This is a genomic window from Streptomyces sp. NBC_00536, assembly GCF_036346295.1.
Classification (GTDB): Bacteria; Actinomycetota; Actinomycetes; order Streptomycetales; family Streptomycetaceae; genus Streptomyces.
Genome location: NZ_CP107819.1, coordinates 2,110,591 through 2,128,135 on the forward strand (window position 1 = coordinate 2,110,591; position 17,545 = coordinate 2,128,135).

Genomic DNA, 17,545 nt, shown 5'->3' on the forward strand with positions numbered 1-17,545 from the left:
CCGGACACGGCCTAGGCCTGGTCGGTGGGCCTGGTCGTGATCAGGAGGGCGGCCAGGAGGGCTGCGAGCAGGGTGGCGCCGCAGGACCACCAGAGGGTGGTGGCGTAGCCGTGCTGCAGTTCCCGGGCGAGCTGTGAGGGCAGCACGGACGCGGCGCGCGCGCCGGTCACGCGGGACGCGATCGTGGTGCTGAGCACGGCCGCACCGATCGACCCGCCGAGTTGCTGGGCGGCTGTGATGACTCCCGAGGCGCCTCCGGAGTGCTGTACGGCGGTACCGGTCGTGACGGCGAGGAGCGAGGGGACGGCCAGGCCGGAGCCGAGGCCGGCGATGAGGCTGCCGGACAGGGCCAGCGTCATGTAGCCGCTGTCGATCGCGAGACCGGCCAGCAGCGCCAGGCCGAGGGCCGTGAGCACCAGGCCCGCCACGATCAGGACGCGCGGCGCCGCACGGCGCATCAGCCGGGGGGTGATCAGGGTGGCGGTGAGGGCGGTCGCCGCGACCATGGGCAGCAGGTTCAGCCCGGCGTCGAGCGGGGAGGCGCCGTGGACGAATTGCAGGTAGAAGGTCATGGCCGCGAGGAAGGTGAAGAGGCCGACACCGCCCAGAGCCATGGCGAGGAAGGCGCCGACGCGGTTGCGGTCCACCGGGAGCACCGGGTGGGACGTGCTGCTCTGCCACCAGGCGAAGGCCACGAGCAGCAGGACGCCGCCGCCGAACTGGAGCAGGAGCAGCGGGGTGAGGGACCAGCCGCTCGGCTGGGCGCCGACCAGGCCGAAGGTCAGGGCGGTCAGGCCCGCGGAGCCGAGGACGGCGCCGACCGGGTCGGGGCGGGCCCCGGTGGTGCCCGGGCGGTCGTGCACCAGGGTGAGCACGCCGACCAGGGCGATCACGGCGAGGACGACGCCGGAGTAGAAGGTCCAGCGCCAGCTCATGCTCTCGACGAGCCAGCCGCTCGTGCACAGGCCGAGGACCGAACCGCTGCCGACGACCGTGGCGTACACGCCGAAGGCCCGGCCGCGTTCCTTCGGGTCGGTGAAGCCGCCGGCCACCAGGGACAGTGCGGAGGCGGACAGCAGCGCGCCGAAGACGCCCTGCAGGGCACGGGCCCACTCCAGCGTGCCCACGTCACCGGCCGCGCCGCCGAGGGCGCAGGCCGCCGCGAAGCCGACGACACCGGCGATCAGCATCCGCTTGCGGCCCACCAGGTCGGCGAGGTGGCCGCCGAGCAGCAGCAGCGCGCCGAAGGCGAGGGCGTAGGCGTTGCCCATTCCGCTCAGGTCCTTGGCGGCCAGGTGCAGTTGGACCTGGAGGGTGGGGAGGATGATGCCGAGGCCCGACACCTGGAGCAGCACCATCAGCTGGGCCAGGGCGATGACGGCCAGGCCCCACCAGCGCCGGGGGTGCGGGGGTCCCGGCTCCTGGAGGGAGCCCGGGGAGGCGGTGGCGGACCAGGCGCCGGGGACCGGGCCCGGCGGCGGGCCGAAGCCCTGCCCGGGGATCAGCGGCGAGGGGGCCGTGGGGGCGTAGGCGGGCGGCGGGGGCAGCGGGGGCGCGTACGGCTGGGCCGACGCGACGCGGGGGTCGGGCCGCGCGGCGGGCGCTTCGGCCACGGCTCCGGCGGGCGCTTCTCCCACGGCTGCGGCGGGCGCGAAGTCCAGCAGTTCGGCGGCGTGCCGCCCGAGCTGGGCCAGGACCGCGCCGGGCAGCCATTCCCCGGCCTGGTCGGTCGCCGTGCGCGCGGCCACCTCCTCGGGGGTGGGCCGCTGGGCGGGGTCCTTGTGCAGGCAGGAGCGGACGAGCTCGACGAGCGACTCCGGTACGCCGGTCAGGTCGGCCTCCTCCTCCGCGATCCGGAAGAGGTGGGCGTTCAGCCCGGTGCCGGTCGCGCCGAAGAGCAGCCGCCCGGTGGACGCGTAGACGAGGACGGCGCCCAGGCAGAAGACATCGCTGGCGGGGGTGAGTTCGAGGCCGCGGACCTGTTCCGGCGACATGAAGCCCGGGGATCCGATCAGCATGCCGGTGTGGGTGTGCAGGCTGTCCCCGGCCAGGCTGTCCATCGCCCGCGCGATCCCGAAGTCGATGACGCGCGGGGCGTCGACGGTGACGAGGACGTTGGAGGGCTTGAGGTCCCGGTGGATCAGACCGGCGTCGTGCACGGCGCGCAGGGCGAGGGCGAGCCGGTTGGCGAGGGTGCGGACCGAGTGCTCGGGCAGTGGGCCGAAGTCCTGGGCGACCACGGTCTGCAGGTCGGGGCCCGGGATGTACTGGGTCGCCACCCACGGGATGGCGGCCTCGGGGTCGGCGTCGAGCACGGCCGCCGTCCAGCTGCCGCCCACCCGCCGCGCGGCGGCCACTTCGCGCGCGAAGCGCTTGCGGAATTCGGGGTTCCCGGCGAACTCGGCCTGCACCACCTTCACGGCCACGGTGCGTCCGCCCTCGGAGCGGCCCAGATAGACCAGGCCCATGCCGCCCGCGCCCAGTCGGGCGATCAGGCGGTAGGGCCCTATACGGGTCGGGTCTTCGGCGATCAGCTGGTCCACGGGAGAAAGATAGTCCAACTCTCCAACGGGACAAGGCCCGTCCGGTGATTGACGCACCTCGGCGCCCCACCGGACAGGCGGACCCTCCCCTTATCGCACCACGTACCGCACCGCGCTAGCGCACCGCGTCGCCGATGTGGTGGATCCGCACGAGGTTGGTCGAGCCGGTGACACCGGGGGGCGAGCCCGCGGTGATCACGACCACGTCGCCGGGTTCGCAGCGGCCGATGCGCAGGAGTTCTTCCTCGACCTGGGCGACCATCGCGTCGGTGGAGTCGACGTGCGGGCCGAGGAAGGTCTCCACGCCCCAGGTGAGGTTGAGCTGGGAGCGGGTGGCCGGGTCCGGGGTGAAGGCGAGGAGCGGGATGGGCGAGCGGTAGCGGGAGAGGCGGCGGACGGTGTCCCCGCTCTGGGTGAAGGCGACGAGGAACTTGGCGCCGAGGAAGTCGCCCATCTCGGCGGCGGCGCGCGCGACGGCCCCGCCCTGGGTGCGCGGCTTGTTCCGCTCGGTGAGCGGCGGCAGGCCCTTGGCGAGGATGTCCTCTTCGGCGGCCTCGACGATGCGGGCCATGGTGCGGACCGTCTCGACCGGGTACTTCCCGACGCTGGTCTCGCCGGAGAGCATGACGGCGTCGGTCCCGTCGATGACGGCATTGGCGACGTCGGACGCTTCGGCGCGCGTGGGGCGGGAGTTGTCGATCATCGAGTCGAGCATCTGCGTGGCCACGATGACGGGCTTCGCGTTGCGCTTGGCGAGCTTCACCGCGCGCTTCTGCACGATCGGGACCTGCTCCAGGGGCATTTCGACGCCGAGGTCGCCGCGCGCCACCATGATGCCGTCGAAGGCCGCGACGATGTCGTCGATGTTCTCGACGGCCTGCGGCTTCTCGATCTTGGCGATGACGGGGAGGCGCCGGCCTTCCTCGTCCATGATGCGGTGGACGTCCTCGATGTCGCGGCCGCTGCGTACGAAGGAGAGCGCGATGACGTCGGCGCCGGTGCGCAGGGCCCAGCGGAGGTCGTCGATGTCCTTTTCCGACAGGGCGGGTACGGAGACGGCGACGCCGGGGAGGTTGAGTCCCTTGTGGTCGGAGACCATGCCGCCCTCGACGACGAGGGTGCGCACGCGCGGGCCGTCGACCCCGGTGACTTCGAGGGTGACGCGGCCATCGTCGACGAGGATGCGCTCGCCGGTGGTGACGTCGTGGGAGAGGCCCTTGTAGGTGGTGCCGCAGGTGTGGCGGTCGCCCTCGTGGTCCTCGACGGTGATGGTGAACTCGTCGCCGCGTTCAAGGAGTACGGGGCCTTCACGGAAGCGGCCGAGGCGAATCTTCGGACCTTGAAGGTCGGCGAGGATTCCGACGCTGCGGCCGGTTTCGTCGGAGGCCTTGCGCACCCGGTGGTAACGCTCCTCGTGTTCGGCGTAGGTGCCGTGGCTGAGGTTGAAGCGGGCGATGTCCATTCCGGCTTCGACCAGGGCTTTGATCTGGTCGTATGAGTCGGTTGCGGGGCCCAGGGTACATACGATTTTCGCTCGGCGCATGGGCTGAGCGTATGCCCCTACCGGGGAGTAGAGAATTGGTTCCGGGTGTCCACTCAACAACCGTTGGGCAAAACCTTGTTGACATTTATTGAATGTGCGCGGGGGTGCTCCGATGAGCACCCCCGGAGGCCGCCGGGAAACCGGCGGACGAGTGCGTCAGAGCCGCGGAGGGGTCATCGTGAAGCGGGCGTTCACCTGGGCGTAGACGGTCTGCCGCTGGGGTTCGAGATCGAGGGCGGGCGCGTGTTCCTCGGGGGCGCCGCCATAGGCCATGGAGCGCATGGCGCTGCCGGGGGCGGCCATCATGCGCGGTCCGGCGTCCTCGGCCCCGAGGTCGGCGAGTTCGACCAGGGCGGCGAGGCGGGCGCCGAGGGCTTCGGCGTATTCGCGGGCCCGCTTGACGGCTTCGAGCACGGCCTGCCGACGGGCCTGGCCGTGGGCGGGCGAGTCCGGGCGCAGCGCCCACCAGGGTCCGTCCACACGGGTGAGTTCGAGGTCGGCGAGGCGGGTGGTGAGTTCACCCAGGGCGGTGAAGTCGCAGAGTTCGGCGGTGATGACGACCCGGCCGTGGTAAGCGCGGACGCGTTCGCCGCGCCCCTGGCGGGTGAGTTCGGGGGTGATCGAGAAGGCTCCGGTTTCGAGCTTCTCCACGGGGTCGCCGTAGCTCTTGACCAGGTCCAGGACCGCATTGTTGCGCCGGGTGAGGTCTTCGAGGGCGGCCCGGCGGTCGACGCCCCGGGCGCTGACCGTGATGCCGATGCGGGCGATCTCGGGGTCGACCTCAATGCGGGCTTCGCCGCGCACGGCGACCCGGGGGACGTCGGGGGTGCCGTAGGGCTGGTGGGTTCCGTCGGGCTGGGGCGTTGCGTCGTCGGTCATGGTTTCACTCTCGCACTGTCGCCCGTTCGGGGCTGGTCATCGGATCGAAACCTGACAGGGGTGTTGCCGTCGCCGCCGACCGGTCAGAATCTACGCGCGTTATCTACGCGCGTTACCGCGCGCATTGTTGGCGCCTCACAGGGCAACAGGGCACGCCTCACAAGGGGAGATGGCATGGCGTTCGACCGCAGGACGTTTCTGGGGACCACGGCGGCGACGGGAGCCGCGGTGGCGTTGACGGGGGCCACGACCACCCCGGCCGCCGCCGCGCAGCAGTCCCGGCCGCCGCGGACGTACGCGTTCACGGTGATGGGGACCACCGACCTGCACGGAAATGTCTTCAACTGGGACTACTTCACGGACAAGGAGTTCGACGACAAGGCGCACAATGACGTCGGCCTGGCGAAGATCTCCACGCTGGTGAACCAGGTCCGCGAGGAGAAGGGCCGCGGCAACACCCTGATGATCGACGCGGGCGACACGATCCAGGGCACACAACTGTCGTACTACTACGCCAAGGTGGACCCGATCACGGCGCGCCGCGGTCCGGTGCACCCGATGGCGCAGGCGATGAACGCGATCGGTTACGACGCGGCGGCGCTGGGCAATCACGAATTCAATTACGGCATTCCGGTGCTGCGGAAGTTCGAGGAGCAGTGCGACTTCCCGCTGCTCGGGGCGAACGCGCTGGACGCGAAGACGCTGCGCCCGGCCTTCCCGCCGTACAGCATGCACCGGTTGTGCACGCCGCACGGTCCGGACGTGAAGGTGGCGGTGCTGGGTCTGACGAATCCGGGGATCGCGATCTGGGACAAGGCCAACGTGCAGGGGAAGATGACCTTCCCCGGTCTGGAGGAGCAGGCGGCGAAGTACGTGCCGCGGCTGCGTTCGCTGGGCGCCGACGTGGTGATCGTCTCGGCGCACTCGGGGTCGAGCGGTACGTCGAGCTACGGGGACCAGCTGCCCTACATCGAGAACGCGGCCGCCCTGGTGGCCGAGCAGGTGCCGGGGATCGACGCGATCCTGGTGGGCCACGCGCACACGGAGATCCCGGAGTACCGGGTGAAGAACAAGGCGACCGGCAAGGACGTGGTGCTGTCCGAGCCGCTCAAGTGGGGCCAGCGCCTGACCCTGTTCGACTTCGAGCTGACCTGGGCGAAGGGCCGCTGGTCGGTGGCCAAGGTCGCGGCGCGGGTGCTGAACTCCAACACCGCGGCGGAGGACCCGAAGATCGTCCGGCTGTTGTCGGACGAGCACCGCAAGGTGGTGGCGTACGTCAACCAGGTGATCGGCACCTCGACGCAGGCGATGTCCTCGGCGGACGGCCCGTTCAAGGACGTCGCGATCATCGACCTGATCAGCCACGTGCAGGTGGAGACGGTGAAGACGGCGCTGGCGGCGACGGAGTGGGCGGCGCTGCCGGTCCTCTCGCAGGCCTCGTGCTTCTCGCGGACGGCGGCGATCCCGGCGGGCCAGGTGACGATCAAGGACGCGGCGGGCCTGTACCCGTTCGAGAACACCCTCGAAGCGCGGCTGCTGACCGGCGCGCAGCTGAAGGACTACCTGGAGTTCTCGGCGAAGTACTACGCGCGGACGGCGCCGGGTGACCCGGTGGACCCGGCGAAGCTGACGAACGCGGAGAACATCCCGGACTACAACTACGACGCGGTGTACGGCGTGACCTACGACATCGACATCGCGCAGCCCGCCGGCTCGCGGATCACCGGGCTGTCCTTCCAGGGCAAGCCCGTGGACCCGGCGGCGCAGTTCGTCCTGGCGGTCAACAACTACCGGGCCTCGGGCGGCGGCAACTTCCCGCACGTGCCGAAGGCCAAGCAGCTGTGGGCCAACTCGGAGGAGATACGCAACACCATCATCCAGTGGGTGAAGGCGAAGGGCACCGTCGACCCGGCGCAGTTCGCGTCGGTGGACTGGAAGCTGACGCGGGCCGGGGTGCCGGTGTTCTAGTGCTGTGGCCCGGGAGGGGGCGCGGATACCGCGCCCCCTCCCCCGCCCCGCCTCAGGGGTGTTCGACCAGCGGCAGCAGCGCGCCGGGGACCCTCGGGCGGGCGGCTTCGCGCTGTTCGAGGCCGAAGGAGGTGAAGGCGGTACGGGCGGGCTGCGGGTAGGGGTCCTTGCCCGTCAGGGTGTTGAGGATCGTGGCGCTGCGGTGGGCGGCCAGCCCGAGGTCGGGGGCGCCGACGCCGTGGGTGTGCCGTTCGCCGTTCTGGACGTAGACGGTCCCGGTGACGGTCGGGTCGAGCTTCATCCGGTACCGGTCGTCGATGCGCGGACGGCCCGAGGAGTCCTTGCGCATGTACGGGTCGAGGCCGGCCAGGAGCTGCCCGAGGGGGCGTTCGCGGTAGCCGGTGGCGAGGACGACGGCGTCGGTGGTGAGCCGGGAGCGGGTGCCCTGCTCCAGGTGTTCGAGGTGGAGTTCGACCTTGGTGGTCGCGACCCGGCCCGCGGTGCGGACGCTGACCCCGGGGGTGAGGACGGCGTCGGGCCAGCCGCCGTGCAGGGTGCGCCGGTACAGCTCGTCGTGGATCGCGGCGATGGTGTCGGCGTCGATGCCCTTGTGGAGCTGCCACTGCGCGGGCAGCAGCTTGTCCCGTACGGGCTCGGGGAGGTCGTGGAAGTAGCGGGTGTAGTCGGGGGTGAAGTGCTCCAGGCCCAGTTTGGAGTACTCCATGGGGGCGAAGGAGGGGGTGCGGGCGAGCCAGGTGAGGCGTTCGCGGCCGGCGGGGCGGGCGCGCAGCAGGTCGAGGAAGACCTCGGCGCCGGACTGGCCCGAGCCGATGACGGTGACGTGTTCCGCGCCGAGGATCCGCTGCCGGTTGTCGAGGTAGTCGGCGGAGTGGATCACGGGGACGGTGGGGGCGTCGGCGAGGGGGCGCAGGGGTTCGGGGACGTAGGGGGCGGTACCGATGCCCAGCGCGAGGTTGCGGGTGTAGGTGCGGCCGAGGGCTTCGGCCTCGCCGTCGGCGTCGAGCTGGGTGAAGTCGACTTCGAAGAGGCTGCGTTCGGGGTTCCAGCGGACGGCGTCGACCTGGTGGCCGAAGTGCAGGCCGGGGAGCTGGCCCGCGACCCAGCGGCAGTAGGCGTCGTACTCGGCGCGCTGGATGTGGAAGCGCTCGGCGAAGTAGAAGGGGAAGAGCCGTTCCTTGTGCTTGAGGTAGTTCAGGAACGTCCAGGGGCTGGCCGGGTCGGCGAGGGTGACGAGGTCCGCGAGGAAGGGGACCTGGAGGGTGGCGCCGTCGATGAGGAGGCCGGGGTGCCAGGTGAAGTCGCGGCGCTGGTCGTAGAAGGCGGTGGCGAGGCCGCCGTCGGAGAACTCCTGCTGCTGGAGGCCGTGCGCGAGGGCGGCGAGGGAGAGGTTGAAGGGGCCGATGCCGATTCCGACGAGGTCATGGGGTGCTTCGAGTGGGGCGGTCATCGGTGGGTGCTGCCTTCCAGGAGGGTCAGGAGGGTGGCGAGGTCCCCTGTGGTGGTGTGGGGGTTGAGCAGGGTGGCTTTGAGCCAGAAGCGGCCGTCGGCGGTGGCGCGGCCGAGGACGGCGCGGCCTTCGAGGAGGAGGGTGCGGCGGATCCCGGCGAGCCGGGCGTCGTCGGTGGGGACGGGCCGGAAGAGGACGGTGCTGATGGTGGGGGGTGCGTGGAGCTCGAAGCCGGGGTGGGCGTCGATGAGGCGGGCGAGCTGCCGGGCGGCGTCGCAGGTGCCGTCGATGAGCCGGGCGAGGCCGTCGCGGCCGAGTGAGCGCAGGGTGACGGCGATCTTGAGGATGTCGGGGCGGCGGGTGGTGCGCAGGGAGCGGCCGAGCAGGTCGGGCAGGCCCGCTTCGGTGTCGTCGGTGGCGTTGAGGTAGTCGGCCTGGTGCGCGAGGGGGGCCAGCAGGGCGCTGTCGGGGACGGCGAGGAGCCCGGCGGCGACCGGCTGCCAGCCGAGTTTGTGCAGGTCGAGGGTGATGGACCGGGCGCGGCCGAGGCCGTGCAGGAGGGGGCGGTGGCGGGGGCTGAGGGCGAGCGTGCCGCCGTACGCGGCGTCGACGTGGAGGTCGGCGCCACGGCGCTCACAGACGTCGGCGAGGGCGTCGAGGGGGTCGATGAGTCCGGCGTCGGTGGTGCCCGCGGTGGCGGTGACCAGGACCGGTCCGGGCCGGGTGCGGGCGGCCCGGGTGAGGGCGGCATCGAGGTCGGCGGGGTGCAGGGTGCCGCTGGGGGTGGGGATCGCGGTGGCCGGGGGGAGGCCGAGGAGCCAGGCGGAGCGGGGGACGGAGTGGTGGGCGTTGGCGCCGTGCAGGACGGTGAGCGGGCCCTCGTCCCGGTGGCGTTCGCGGGCCAGCAGCAGGGCGAGCTGGTTGGCTTCGGTGCCGCCGGTGGTGACGAGGGCGTCGGGGCGCGGGGTGTCGTACAGCTCTGCGGCGAGGGCGCGGGTGAGGAGCGCTTCGATCACGGAGGCGGCGGGGGCCTGGTCCCAGGAGTCCAGCGACGGGTTCAGGGCGCTGGCGGCGAGGTCGGCCGCGGCGGCGACGGCGAGCGGCGGTCCGTGCAGGTGGGCCGCGCACAGCGGGTCGGCGGGGTCGGCGGCGCCCGCGGCGAGGGTGTGGACGAGGGTGCGCAGGGCTTCGTGGTCACCGTGGCCGTGCGCGGGCAGTACGTCGCCCAGCGCGGCGCTGACCCTGGCCGCGACGGCGTCGGGGCCGCCCGCGGGGAGGGGGCCGCCGCGGGCGGCGGCGCCGGTGGTGAGGGCGTCGAGGACGGTGTCGAGGAGGGGCCGCAGCGCGTCGGCGCCCCCGCTGCCGCCCGCGAGCGGGGGCAGCGGGGGCGGGGTGCCGTGCGGTGGAGTCGTGCGGGTCGTCACGCGGGTCCTCACGGAAGCTGGGCGGGGCGCGGGGCGCGGCCCCGCCGGGCCCCGCCCGGTACAACGATCCGACCCGAATGGGGTAACCGCCGGGGTTTGTCCGGTGGTTGTTTTTCACCCGCCGGTCAGCCGCCGGTCAGCCGCCGGCCCGTTGGACGCCCGTCAGTCGGCCGCCGGTCCGCTCCGTACGCGCAGGGCGCGCGCGAGGTCGTCGAGCTGGTCGATGAGCTTGCGGCGGAGCAGCGGGATGGGCTCGCCCTGGTCGAGGCAGTCCTGTCCGGCGCGGAGGTTGTCCTGGTCGATGGCGTGGACGGGGAAGGCGTAGCGGCCGACGGCTTCGGCGATGGCGGGGCCGCGGCGGGCGGTGAGGCCGAGGGCCTCGGGGTAGAAGCGGGGCACGTAGGCGTGCAGGAGTTCGGCCTGTTCGGGCTGCCAGAAGCCCTGGGCGGTGGCGGAGAACAGGTAGTTGGACAGCGTGTCGTCGTGGAACATCCGGTCCCAGGCGGCCTGCTTGGTGTCGGCGTCGGGGAGGGCCGCGCGGCAGCGGGCGGCGCCTTCCTCGCCGGTGGCGCTGGGGTCGGCGGCGAGCGCGGCGTCGATGGCGCCCTCGCCGACGGCGCCGAGGGCGGCGAGCCGGCCGAGGACGCGCCAGCGCAGTTCGGGGTCGAGTTCGGGTCCGCCGGGGACGGTGCCGTCGGCGAGCCAGGCGGCGATGGTGTCGGGCTGGGTGGCGCTGTCGATGAAGGTGCGGACGGCGGCGAGGCGCAGTCCGGGTTCGGCGCCGTCCTCGGTGCGCCGGATGAGGGCGCGGGTGAGGGAGGTGAGGGTGGCGAGCGCCGCGGTGCGCTCGGCGGCGGGCAGGTAGCGGTCGGCGATGTGGGCGCGGGCGAAGCCGAGGACGCTCTGCACGATGGCGAGGTCGCCTTCGCGCGGGAGGTGGGCGGCGGCGGCCGCGAGGTAGGCGGCGGGCGGGAGTTCGCCGTCGCGGACCATGTCGCGGGCGGCGTTCCAGATGATGCTGCGGGTGAGGGCGTCGGGGATGCCGGAGAGGGCGCGCAGCGCGGTGTCCCAGGAGCCGGGGTCGAGGCGGACCTTGGCGTAGCTGAGGTCGCCGTCGTTGAGGAGGAGCAGGGCGGGGCGGGGGCCGACGCCGGAGATGACCTCGCCGGTGGGGAGGTCGAGGTCGAGCAGGACGCGCTGTTCGAGGACGCCGTCCTCGCCGGGTACGTCGTCGTAGGCGCCGATGGCGATGTGGTGGGGGCGGCTGCCCTGCCGGTCGACGGTGAGGGTCCAGCCGTCGGCGCCGTCCTCGACGCGCGGGACGAGGGTGTCGGTGCCGGTGGTGCGCAGCCAGGTGTCGGCCCAGGTGTGGACGTCGCGTCCGGTGTGGGCGGCGAGGGAGTCCACGAAGTCGGCGAGGGAGGCGTTGGCGAACTTGTGCCGCTGGAAGTGGGTGTTGATCCCGGCGAGGAAGTCCTTCTCGCCGAGCCAGGCGACGAGCTGGCGCAGGGCGGAGGCGCCCTTGGCGTAGGAGATGCCGTCGAAGTTGAGGAGGGCGGAGGCGGTGTCGGGGACGGCCTCGGGGTCGGGGGCGACGGGGTGGGTGGAGGGCCGCTGGTCGGCGTCGTAGCCCCAGGCCTTGCGGGCGAGGCCGAAGTCGGTCCAGGCGCCGGTGAAGCGGGTGGCCTCGGTGAGGATCTGGTAGCCCATGTATTCGGCGAAGGACTCGTTCAGCCAGATGTCGTCCCACCAGCGCAGGGTGACGAGGTCACCGAACCACATGTGGGCCATTTCGTGGGCGATGACCACGGCGCGCCACTGGCGTTCGGTGTCGGTGACGGCGGAGCGGTAGATGTACTCGTCGCGGAAGGTGACCAGGCCGGGGTTCTCCATGGCGCCCGCGTTGAACTCGGGGACGAAGGCCTGGTCGTAGGAGTCGAAGGGGTAGGGCTCGGTGAACTTCTCGTGGTAGCGGTCGTAGCAGTCCGTGGTGATGCCGAGGATCTCCTCGGCATCGGCGTCGAGGTGGGGCGCGAGGGACTGCCGGCAGTGCACGGCGAAGGGCAGCCCGGCGTGTTCGGTGCGGATGGTGTGCCAGGGGCCCGCGGCGACCGCGGCGAGGTAGGTGGAGATGACGGGGGTGGGCGCGGACTTCCAGATTCCGGCGCCGTCCGCGTCGCGCTGCCCGGTCCGCTCGGTGGTCCCGTTGGCGATGACGCTCCAGTGGGCGGGCGCGGTGACGGTGAATTCGAAGACGGCCTTGAGGTCGGGCTGGTCGAAGGCGGGCAGCACGCGCTGCACGTCGTCCAGGAACATCTGGCTGTAGACGTACGTCTCCCCGTCCGCCGGGTCGGTGAAGCGGTGGAGGCCTTCGCCGGTGCGGGAGTACCGCATCGCCGCCTCGACGCGCAGCTCGTGGGGGCCCTCGGCGAGCCCGGTGAGCGGGAGCCGGTTGCCGGTCAGTGCGGCGGGGTCGAGCGGGCTGCCGTCGAGCACGGCGGAGCGCAGTTCCTCCGGCTTCAGCTCCACGAAGGTGTCACCGGCGGCGCGGGCGCTGAACCGGATGACGGTGGTGGAGTCGAAGGTGTCGTCTCCCCGGGTGAGGTCGAGGGCGACGGCGTAGTGGTGGACGTCGAGGAGGGCGGCTCGGGTCTGCGCTTCGTTGCGCGTCAGTGCGGACATGCGCCCCATGCTGCCAAAACGACGGCGCGCGCCACAGGGCCGAGGGGCCCGGGCGCGCGCGACGCGGCGACGGGGCGTCGGCTACGCGTCGGTGTCCTCGCCCGCGGCGATCGTCTCGTGGTGCCGGATGACCTCGGCGATGATGAAGTTGAGGAGCTTCTCGGCGAAGGCCGGGTCGAGTTTGGCGTTCTCGGCGAGCTGGCGGAGCCGGGCGATCTGGCTGGCCTCGCGGTTCGGGTCGGCCGGCGGCAGCTGGTGCTTGGCCTTGAGGTGGCCGACCTGCTGGGTGCACTTGAAACGTTCGGCGAGCATGTGCACCACGGCCGCGTCGATGTTGTCGATGCTGTCCCGCAGCCGCGCCAGTTCCTCACGGACGTTCTCGTCGATGCCGCTGTCGATGTCGCTGTTCGTCATGGTTCCCGAGCTTACGTGGCTGGTGGGACGGGGTCTTCGGCCGCTCGGCCAGTGAGACGGCTGGTGAAGGGGAGGATCGCGGTGACCAGCCAGCCGCCTTCGGGGGCGCGGCCCGCGCTGAGGGTGCCGCCCATGGCCTCGGCGCGTTCGGTCATGCCCGCGAGGCCGTAACCGCCGCCGCGGGCCTGTTCGGAGAGCCTGGCGGGGCGGCCGCCGTCGTCCGCGACGCGGACTTCGAGGCCGGTACGGACGGTGCGCAGGCCGATCCGGACGGCGGTGGCGGTGGCCGCGTGCTTGCCGATGTTGGTGAGGGCTTCGAGGACGATGCGGTGGGCGGTGGCGGCGACATCGCCGGGGAGGGTATCGGCGAGGCCCTGTTCGATGTAGAGGACGACGGGCGGGCCGGTGACGGAGAACCGGGTGGCGAGTTCGCGGATGTCGTCGAGGCCCGCGACGGGGGCGGTGCCGGGTCCCCCGTCGTCCTCGCGGAGCACGGTGACGAGGCGGCGCATGGAGCCGAGGGCCTCGTCACCGGCGGTTTCGATGCGGCCGAGGATCTCGGCGGCGCGTTCGGCGGAGACGTTGGTGAAGCGGGCGGCGCGGGCCTCGACGACGATGCCGGTGACGTGGTGGGCGACCAGGTCGTGGAGTTCGCGGGCGAGTTCCAGACGTTCGGCGGTTCGGACGGCGCGCACCTCGCGGCGGCGCTGGACGGCCTGGAGGCGCAGCAGCAGGGAGTAGGCGGTGACGACGACCGCGAGGACGGAGAAGAGGAGGGTGAAGCGGCCGGGGTCGGAGTCCCGGACGGGCACGGCCATGCAGCCGAGGCCGAGGACCGGCCCGAGGACGGCCGCGGTACGGGCGGGAGTGCGCAGGAGTACGCCGCTGAGCAGGACCAGGAGCGCTATGGCCTCGCCCGCGCCCCAGACCTTGATGGGGTCGTTGACGAAGATGAGGAAGCCGGTGGCGGACCAGGTCACGGCGGCGGCGAACGAGGCGCGCGGGACGAGGCCGATCCCGGGCCAGGGCGCCGCGCTGAGGCAGACGAGGACCCCGGAGGCCAGGATCACGGCGTGCGGGACGGTGGGCTGGCGGGTCAGGACGGCGGCCTCGAAGCTGACGAGCCCGAGGAGCAGCAGGGTGAGCCCGACCCGGATCCGGGCCGCGGCCTGCGGATGCCGCCGCGACCAGCTGGCGAGCGGGCTCACGCCGTGCTCGCCGCCAGGCCGCTCTCCCAGGCCCAGGCCGCGATCTCGACCCGGTTGCGGGCGTCGAGCTTGGCCTGGACGTTGGCCAGATGGGTCTTCACGGTGGAGAGGGACACGTACAGCTCGGCGGCGATCTCGGCGTTCGTCATACCGCGGGCGAGGCAGCGTACGACGTCCACCTCGCGCTCGGTGAGCGGTTCGGCGGGGCGCCGGGCGGCCACGGCGGCGGGGGTGCGGGGGGCCATTTCGCGCAGCAGCCGCACGGTGATGGCGGGCGAGACGAGGGAGTCTCCGACGGCCGCCGCGCGGACCGCTTCAACCAGCATGGCCGGACTCGCGTCTTTGAGGAGGAAGCCCGAGGCGCCGCCGTGGAGCGCCGCGTGGACGTACTCGTCGAGGTCGAAGGTGGTGACGATGACGATGCGCGGTTTGTCGCGTCCGGCGAGTCGCCGGGTGACTTCGAGGCCGTCGAGGCGGGGCATGCGGATGTCGAGGAGGAGCACGTCGGGCCGGTGTTCCTCGACCGCGAGGAGCGCGGCCTCGCCGTCGACCACATCGGCGAGCACCTCGATGTCGGGCTGGCTCTCCAGGATCATCCGGAATCCGGTTCTGACCATCTCCTGGTCGTCCGCGATGACCACACTGATCGCCATGCCGTGCCTGCCCCACTGTCGCCCGTCGCCGCTGGACCCTTCCCATGGGACCGGGGCGCGTGTCGGACCGCAACCGCACAGCGGACCGCGGGGAGGCGACCGCGGGGCGGGGACGGCGCTGTGCCGGCCTCGCGGTACTGCGCTCGACCTTACGTACATATGGGGCGAAGGGCCTCGTCCTTCCGGCCGCATCCCGCACGGCCGGAAGGACGAGAGTCGGTGCTGGTCTGGATCTGGATCTGGATCTGGATCTGGATCTGGATCAGAGCGTGGCGGCCGCGGCGCGGATCGCGCTGGCGAAGGTGGACACCTCGCTGTAGACACCGGGGAAGCCGGGCCGGGCGCAGCCCTCGCCCCAGCTCACGATGCCGACCTGGATCCAGGCCCCGGCGTCGTCGCGCCGGAACATCGGGCCGCCGGAGTCGCCCTGGCAGGTGTCCACGCCGCCCTGGTCGAGGCCGGCGCATATCTCGTCACCGGGGACCAGGTCGCTGCCGTAGGCCGCCTGGCAGGCGGCGTCCGAGACGAAGGGGACGGTGGCCTTCATCAGGTAGCGCTGCTGGCCGCCGCCCTCGCGGGTGGCTCCCCAGCCCGCGACGGTGAAGGTGCCGTTGTTGAAGGCGGTGGTGTCGGCGATCTTGAGGGTGGGCTGGTTGATGGGCTTGGCGAGCTTGATCAGGGCCCAGTCCTTGCCCTTGCCGTTGTAGCCGGGGGCCTGGAGCACCTTGGTGGACCTGACCTTGACGGCGCTGGAGCTGTTGAGGTCGACGGACCCGGCGGTGGCGGTGATGGAGGTGTTGTTGCCGGAGCCGTCGACGCAGTGGGCGGCGGTCAGCACGATCTGCGAGCTGTAGAGGGCGCCGCCACAGCCCATGGAGAGGCGGACCATGAAGGGGAACTCACCCTGGGCCGCGCGGGTGCCGCCGACGACGGGGGTCGGGGCGGCGGTGGCGGAACCGGGCTGGAGACTGACGGCCGCGAGGGCGACCGCCGCGATGGCGAGGGTACGGCGGAGCAGGCTGAGGCTCTTCCGGGTCCGGGTCTGGGTCTGGGTCTGGGTCTGCAACACAGTCGGCACGCTGCCTTTCGTGGGGGTGGGGCGGTGCGTGTTTGCGTCGCGCAAGCCGCCGCGAGGACGGCGAACATGACGGGTCCATGTCACATCCCACCCGGCGCCCCCACAAGACCCCCATTCCGGCCAAGCTCCGACCCGGCCCCCTGCGGGCCCCGGCCACCTCAGCCCCGCCGGGCCACCCCCACCCCCGCCGGGCCACCCTCAGCCCCGCCGGCGTTTGAGGCGCGGGTCCGGGCAGAGCCCGGGGCGGCCCGCAAGGGCCGTCGTCCCCTGCGGGGCCCCTGGGGCTCCGCCCCAGACCCCACGCCTCAAACGCCGGCGAGGCTGGGGGTTGCGGCAGCACCCGGGCTCTGCCCGGACCGGCGCCTCAAACGCCGGCGAGGCTGAGGGTGGCGGCAGCACCCGGGCCCCGCCCAGACCCGCGCCTCAAACGCCGGCGAGGCTGAAGTGGCCCAGTTCACCGGCGAGGCCGAGACGGCTCAGGCAGGACAGGCTGTCCGAGGAGGACGGATGACGAAGAGCAGCGGGGGCGGCAGCCGGAACAGCCCCATCAGGCACGGCTTCCCGCACCTCACCACCATCCGCAGCGCGCTGAGCGCCCTGCACCGCCGCCTGTCGACCACCGGCATCCACGCGTACGCAACGGCCTTCGCCCCCACCGACGCCGCCTTCCCCGACACCGACGACCTGCACCTCGGCGCCCACCGCGTGGCCTCCGCCATGGTCCGCCACTTCCGGCTCCCCGACGCCCGGATGATCATCAGCTTCCGGGAGATGGAGCACGCGGCCACCGTCGAACTCACCGCCGGGCCCGAGTACTTCATCGAGGTCAACGACCGCTTCCGCACGCACCGGCGCGATCTGGCCGCCGCCCTCTCGCACGAGGTCACGCACGTCCTGCTGCACCGCCTCGGCCTCGGTTTTCCCGACACCGCCGACAACGAGATCCTCACCGACACCGCCGCCGCCTACCTCGGGGCGGGCTGGCTGCTGCTGGACGCCTACCGCGAGGACGCGCTCACCCACCAGAAGCTCGGCTATCTGACCCCGGAGGAGTTCGGGTACGTACTCGCCAAGCGCGGGGAGTTGCTGGGTGAGGACCTCTCAACCTGGTTCACCAGCCCCCAGGCGTACGAGGCTTACGTACGCGGACGCGAGGAGGCCCGCCGGGACTGGCGCCGGGCCCCGCTGGCCGGGGCGGGCCTGCTGGAGCGGCGGCGCTATGCGAGGGACAAGCGGGCCGGGCAGCCGGTCAGTTTCCCCTGCCCGGTGTGCGGGCAGCGGCTGCGCGTCCCGGTGCGCGGGCGGCTGCGGGCGCGCTGCGGGGTGTGCCACACGGTGCTGGAGTGCGACACCTGAGCCGCAACCCCGGCCCGGCCGGGGCCACATGCCTCCGCAGCCTCCCCCGCAGCCCCCGCCGCACCCGGCTCACGCGTCCGAGCACCCGCATCCGCACCCGTCACCCCCGCCCCCGCAGCCGTCGCCGTCCTCATCGCCCGGCCCGCGCAGCGGAGGGCTGCCCCGGCTCCGGCTCGCCAGCCAGCCGAGCACGAAGAAGGCGACGAACGACGCCAGGACACCCCACATGATGATGGCGTTCGTGCTCATGTGCGGGGTGTGCCCGGCCGCCCGCCCCGGAACACCCCCCTCCGCGGCTTCCGCCGAGCGGATCCTCCCCGAAGGGGCGA

Annotated in this window: 13 protein-coding genes; 2 read left to right on the forward strand and 11 right to left on the reverse strand. The window is 72.5% G+C overall.

Translation table 11 applies throughout. From position 1 onward, the window contains the following. Window positions 1-11 precede the first annotated feature (11 nt). The 3 genes from OHS33_RS09105 to OHS33_RS09115 all read right to left on the reverse strand — a co-directional run bounded on the left by OHS33_RS09105 (window position 12) and on the right by OHS33_RS09115 (window position 4,965). On the reverse strand, window positions 12-2,543 hold the full coding sequence (locus OHS33_RS09105; protein WP_330329866.1) for a bifunctional serine/threonine protein kinase/MFS transporter: 2,532 nt from the start codon (window positions 2,541-2,543) through the stop codon (window positions 12-14). A 115-nt stretch (window positions 2,544-2,658) separates the two neighbouring features. Continuing rightward, window positions 2,659-4,086 carry a pyruvate kinase gene (gene pyk / locus OHS33_RS09110; protein ID WP_330329867.1) on the reverse strand — a complete coding sequence of 476 codons (1,428 nt, stop codon included), beginning with the start codon at window positions 4,084-4,086 and terminating at the stop codon, window positions 2,659-2,661. A 156-nt stretch (window positions 4,087-4,242) separates the two neighbouring features. Further along, a complete protein-coding gene (locus OHS33_RS09115) occupies window positions 4,243-4,965 on the reverse strand; it encodes an SIMPL domain-containing protein (protein ID WP_330329868.1) in 723 nt (240 codons plus the stop codon). Window positions 4,966-5,139: 174 nt separating this feature from the next. Here OHS33_RS09115 and OHS33_RS09120 point away from each other — a divergent pair, with 174 nt between their 5' ends. After that, window positions 5,140-6,933 (forward strand): bifunctional metallophosphatase/5'-nucleotidase, encoded by a 1,794-nt coding sequence (locus OHS33_RS09120; RefSeq protein WP_330329869.1) that lies wholly within the window; start codon window positions 5,140-5,142, stop codon window positions 6,931-6,933. 52 nt (window positions 6,934-6,985) lie between these two features. On the opposite strand, the gene OHS33_RS09125 is transcribed toward OHS33_RS09120, so the two are convergent. The 7 genes from OHS33_RS09125 to OHS33_RS09155 all read right to left on the reverse strand — a co-directional run bounded on the left by OHS33_RS09125 (window position 6,986) and on the right by OHS33_RS09155 (window position 15,800). Then, window positions 6,986-8,401, reverse strand: a complete 1,416-nt coding sequence (locus tag OHS33_RS09125; protein ID WP_330329870.1) for a lysine N(6)-hydroxylase/L-ornithine N(5)-oxygenase family protein — start codon at window positions 8,399-8,401, stop codon at window positions 6,986-6,988. Then, window positions 8,398-9,825, reverse strand: coding sequence for a pyridoxal phosphate-dependent decarboxylase family protein (locus OHS33_RS09130; protein ID WP_330329871.1), 1,428 nt, complete (start codon window positions 9,823-9,825; stop codon window positions 8,398-8,400). The genes OHS33_RS09125 and OHS33_RS09130 overlap by 4 nt, the downstream gene beginning before the upstream one ends. A 162-nt stretch (window positions 9,826-9,987) precedes the next feature. Next, on the reverse strand, window positions 9,988-12,507 hold the full coding sequence (gene pepN / locus OHS33_RS09135; RefSeq protein ID WP_330329872.1) for an aminopeptidase N: 2,520 nt from the start codon (window positions 12,505-12,507) through the stop codon (window positions 9,988-9,990). An 81-nt stretch (window positions 12,508-12,588) separates the two neighbouring features. Further along, the gene (locus OHS33_RS09140) at window positions 12,589-12,921 is read right to left on the reverse strand and encodes a chorismate mutase (RefSeq protein ID WP_330329873.1); all 333 of its coding nucleotides are present in this window, start codon (window positions 12,919-12,921) and stop codon (window positions 12,589-12,591) included. Window positions 12,922-12,932: 11 nt separating this feature from the next. Next, the gene (locus OHS33_RS09145; RefSeq protein ID WP_330329874.1) at window positions 12,933-14,129 is read right to left on the reverse strand and encodes a sensor histidine kinase; all 1,197 of its coding nucleotides are present in this window, start codon (window positions 14,127-14,129) and stop codon (window positions 12,933-12,935) included. Next, a complete protein-coding gene (locus OHS33_RS09150; protein WP_330329875.1) occupies window positions 14,126-14,782 on the reverse strand; it encodes a response regulator transcription factor in 657 nt (218 codons plus the stop codon). Before OHS33_RS09150 ends, OHS33_RS09145 begins: the two co-directional genes overlap by 4 nt. Window positions 14,783-15,044: 262 nt before the next feature. Beyond that, window positions 15,045-15,800: a serine protease gene (locus OHS33_RS09155; protein WP_330334972.1), complete on the reverse strand. Its 756-nt coding sequence runs from the start codon at window positions 15,798-15,800 to the stop codon at window positions 15,045-15,047. 567 nt (window positions 15,801-16,367) lie between these two features. On the opposite strand from OHS33_RS09155, the gene OHS33_RS09160 reads away from it, so the two are divergent. Continuing rightward, window positions 16,368-17,216 (forward strand): hypothetical protein, encoded by an 849-nt coding sequence (locus OHS33_RS09160; protein WP_330329876.1) that lies wholly within the window; start codon window positions 16,368-16,370, stop codon window positions 17,214-17,216. Window positions 17,217-17,285: 69 nt separating this feature from the next. On the opposite strand, the gene OHS33_RS09165 is transcribed toward OHS33_RS09160, so the two are convergent. Further along, window positions 17,286-17,465: a hypothetical protein gene (locus OHS33_RS09165; RefSeq protein ID WP_330329877.1), complete on the reverse strand. Its 180-nt coding sequence runs from the start codon at window positions 17,463-17,465 to the stop codon at window positions 17,286-17,288. Between the last annotated feature and the right edge of the window lie 80 nt (window positions 17,466-17,545).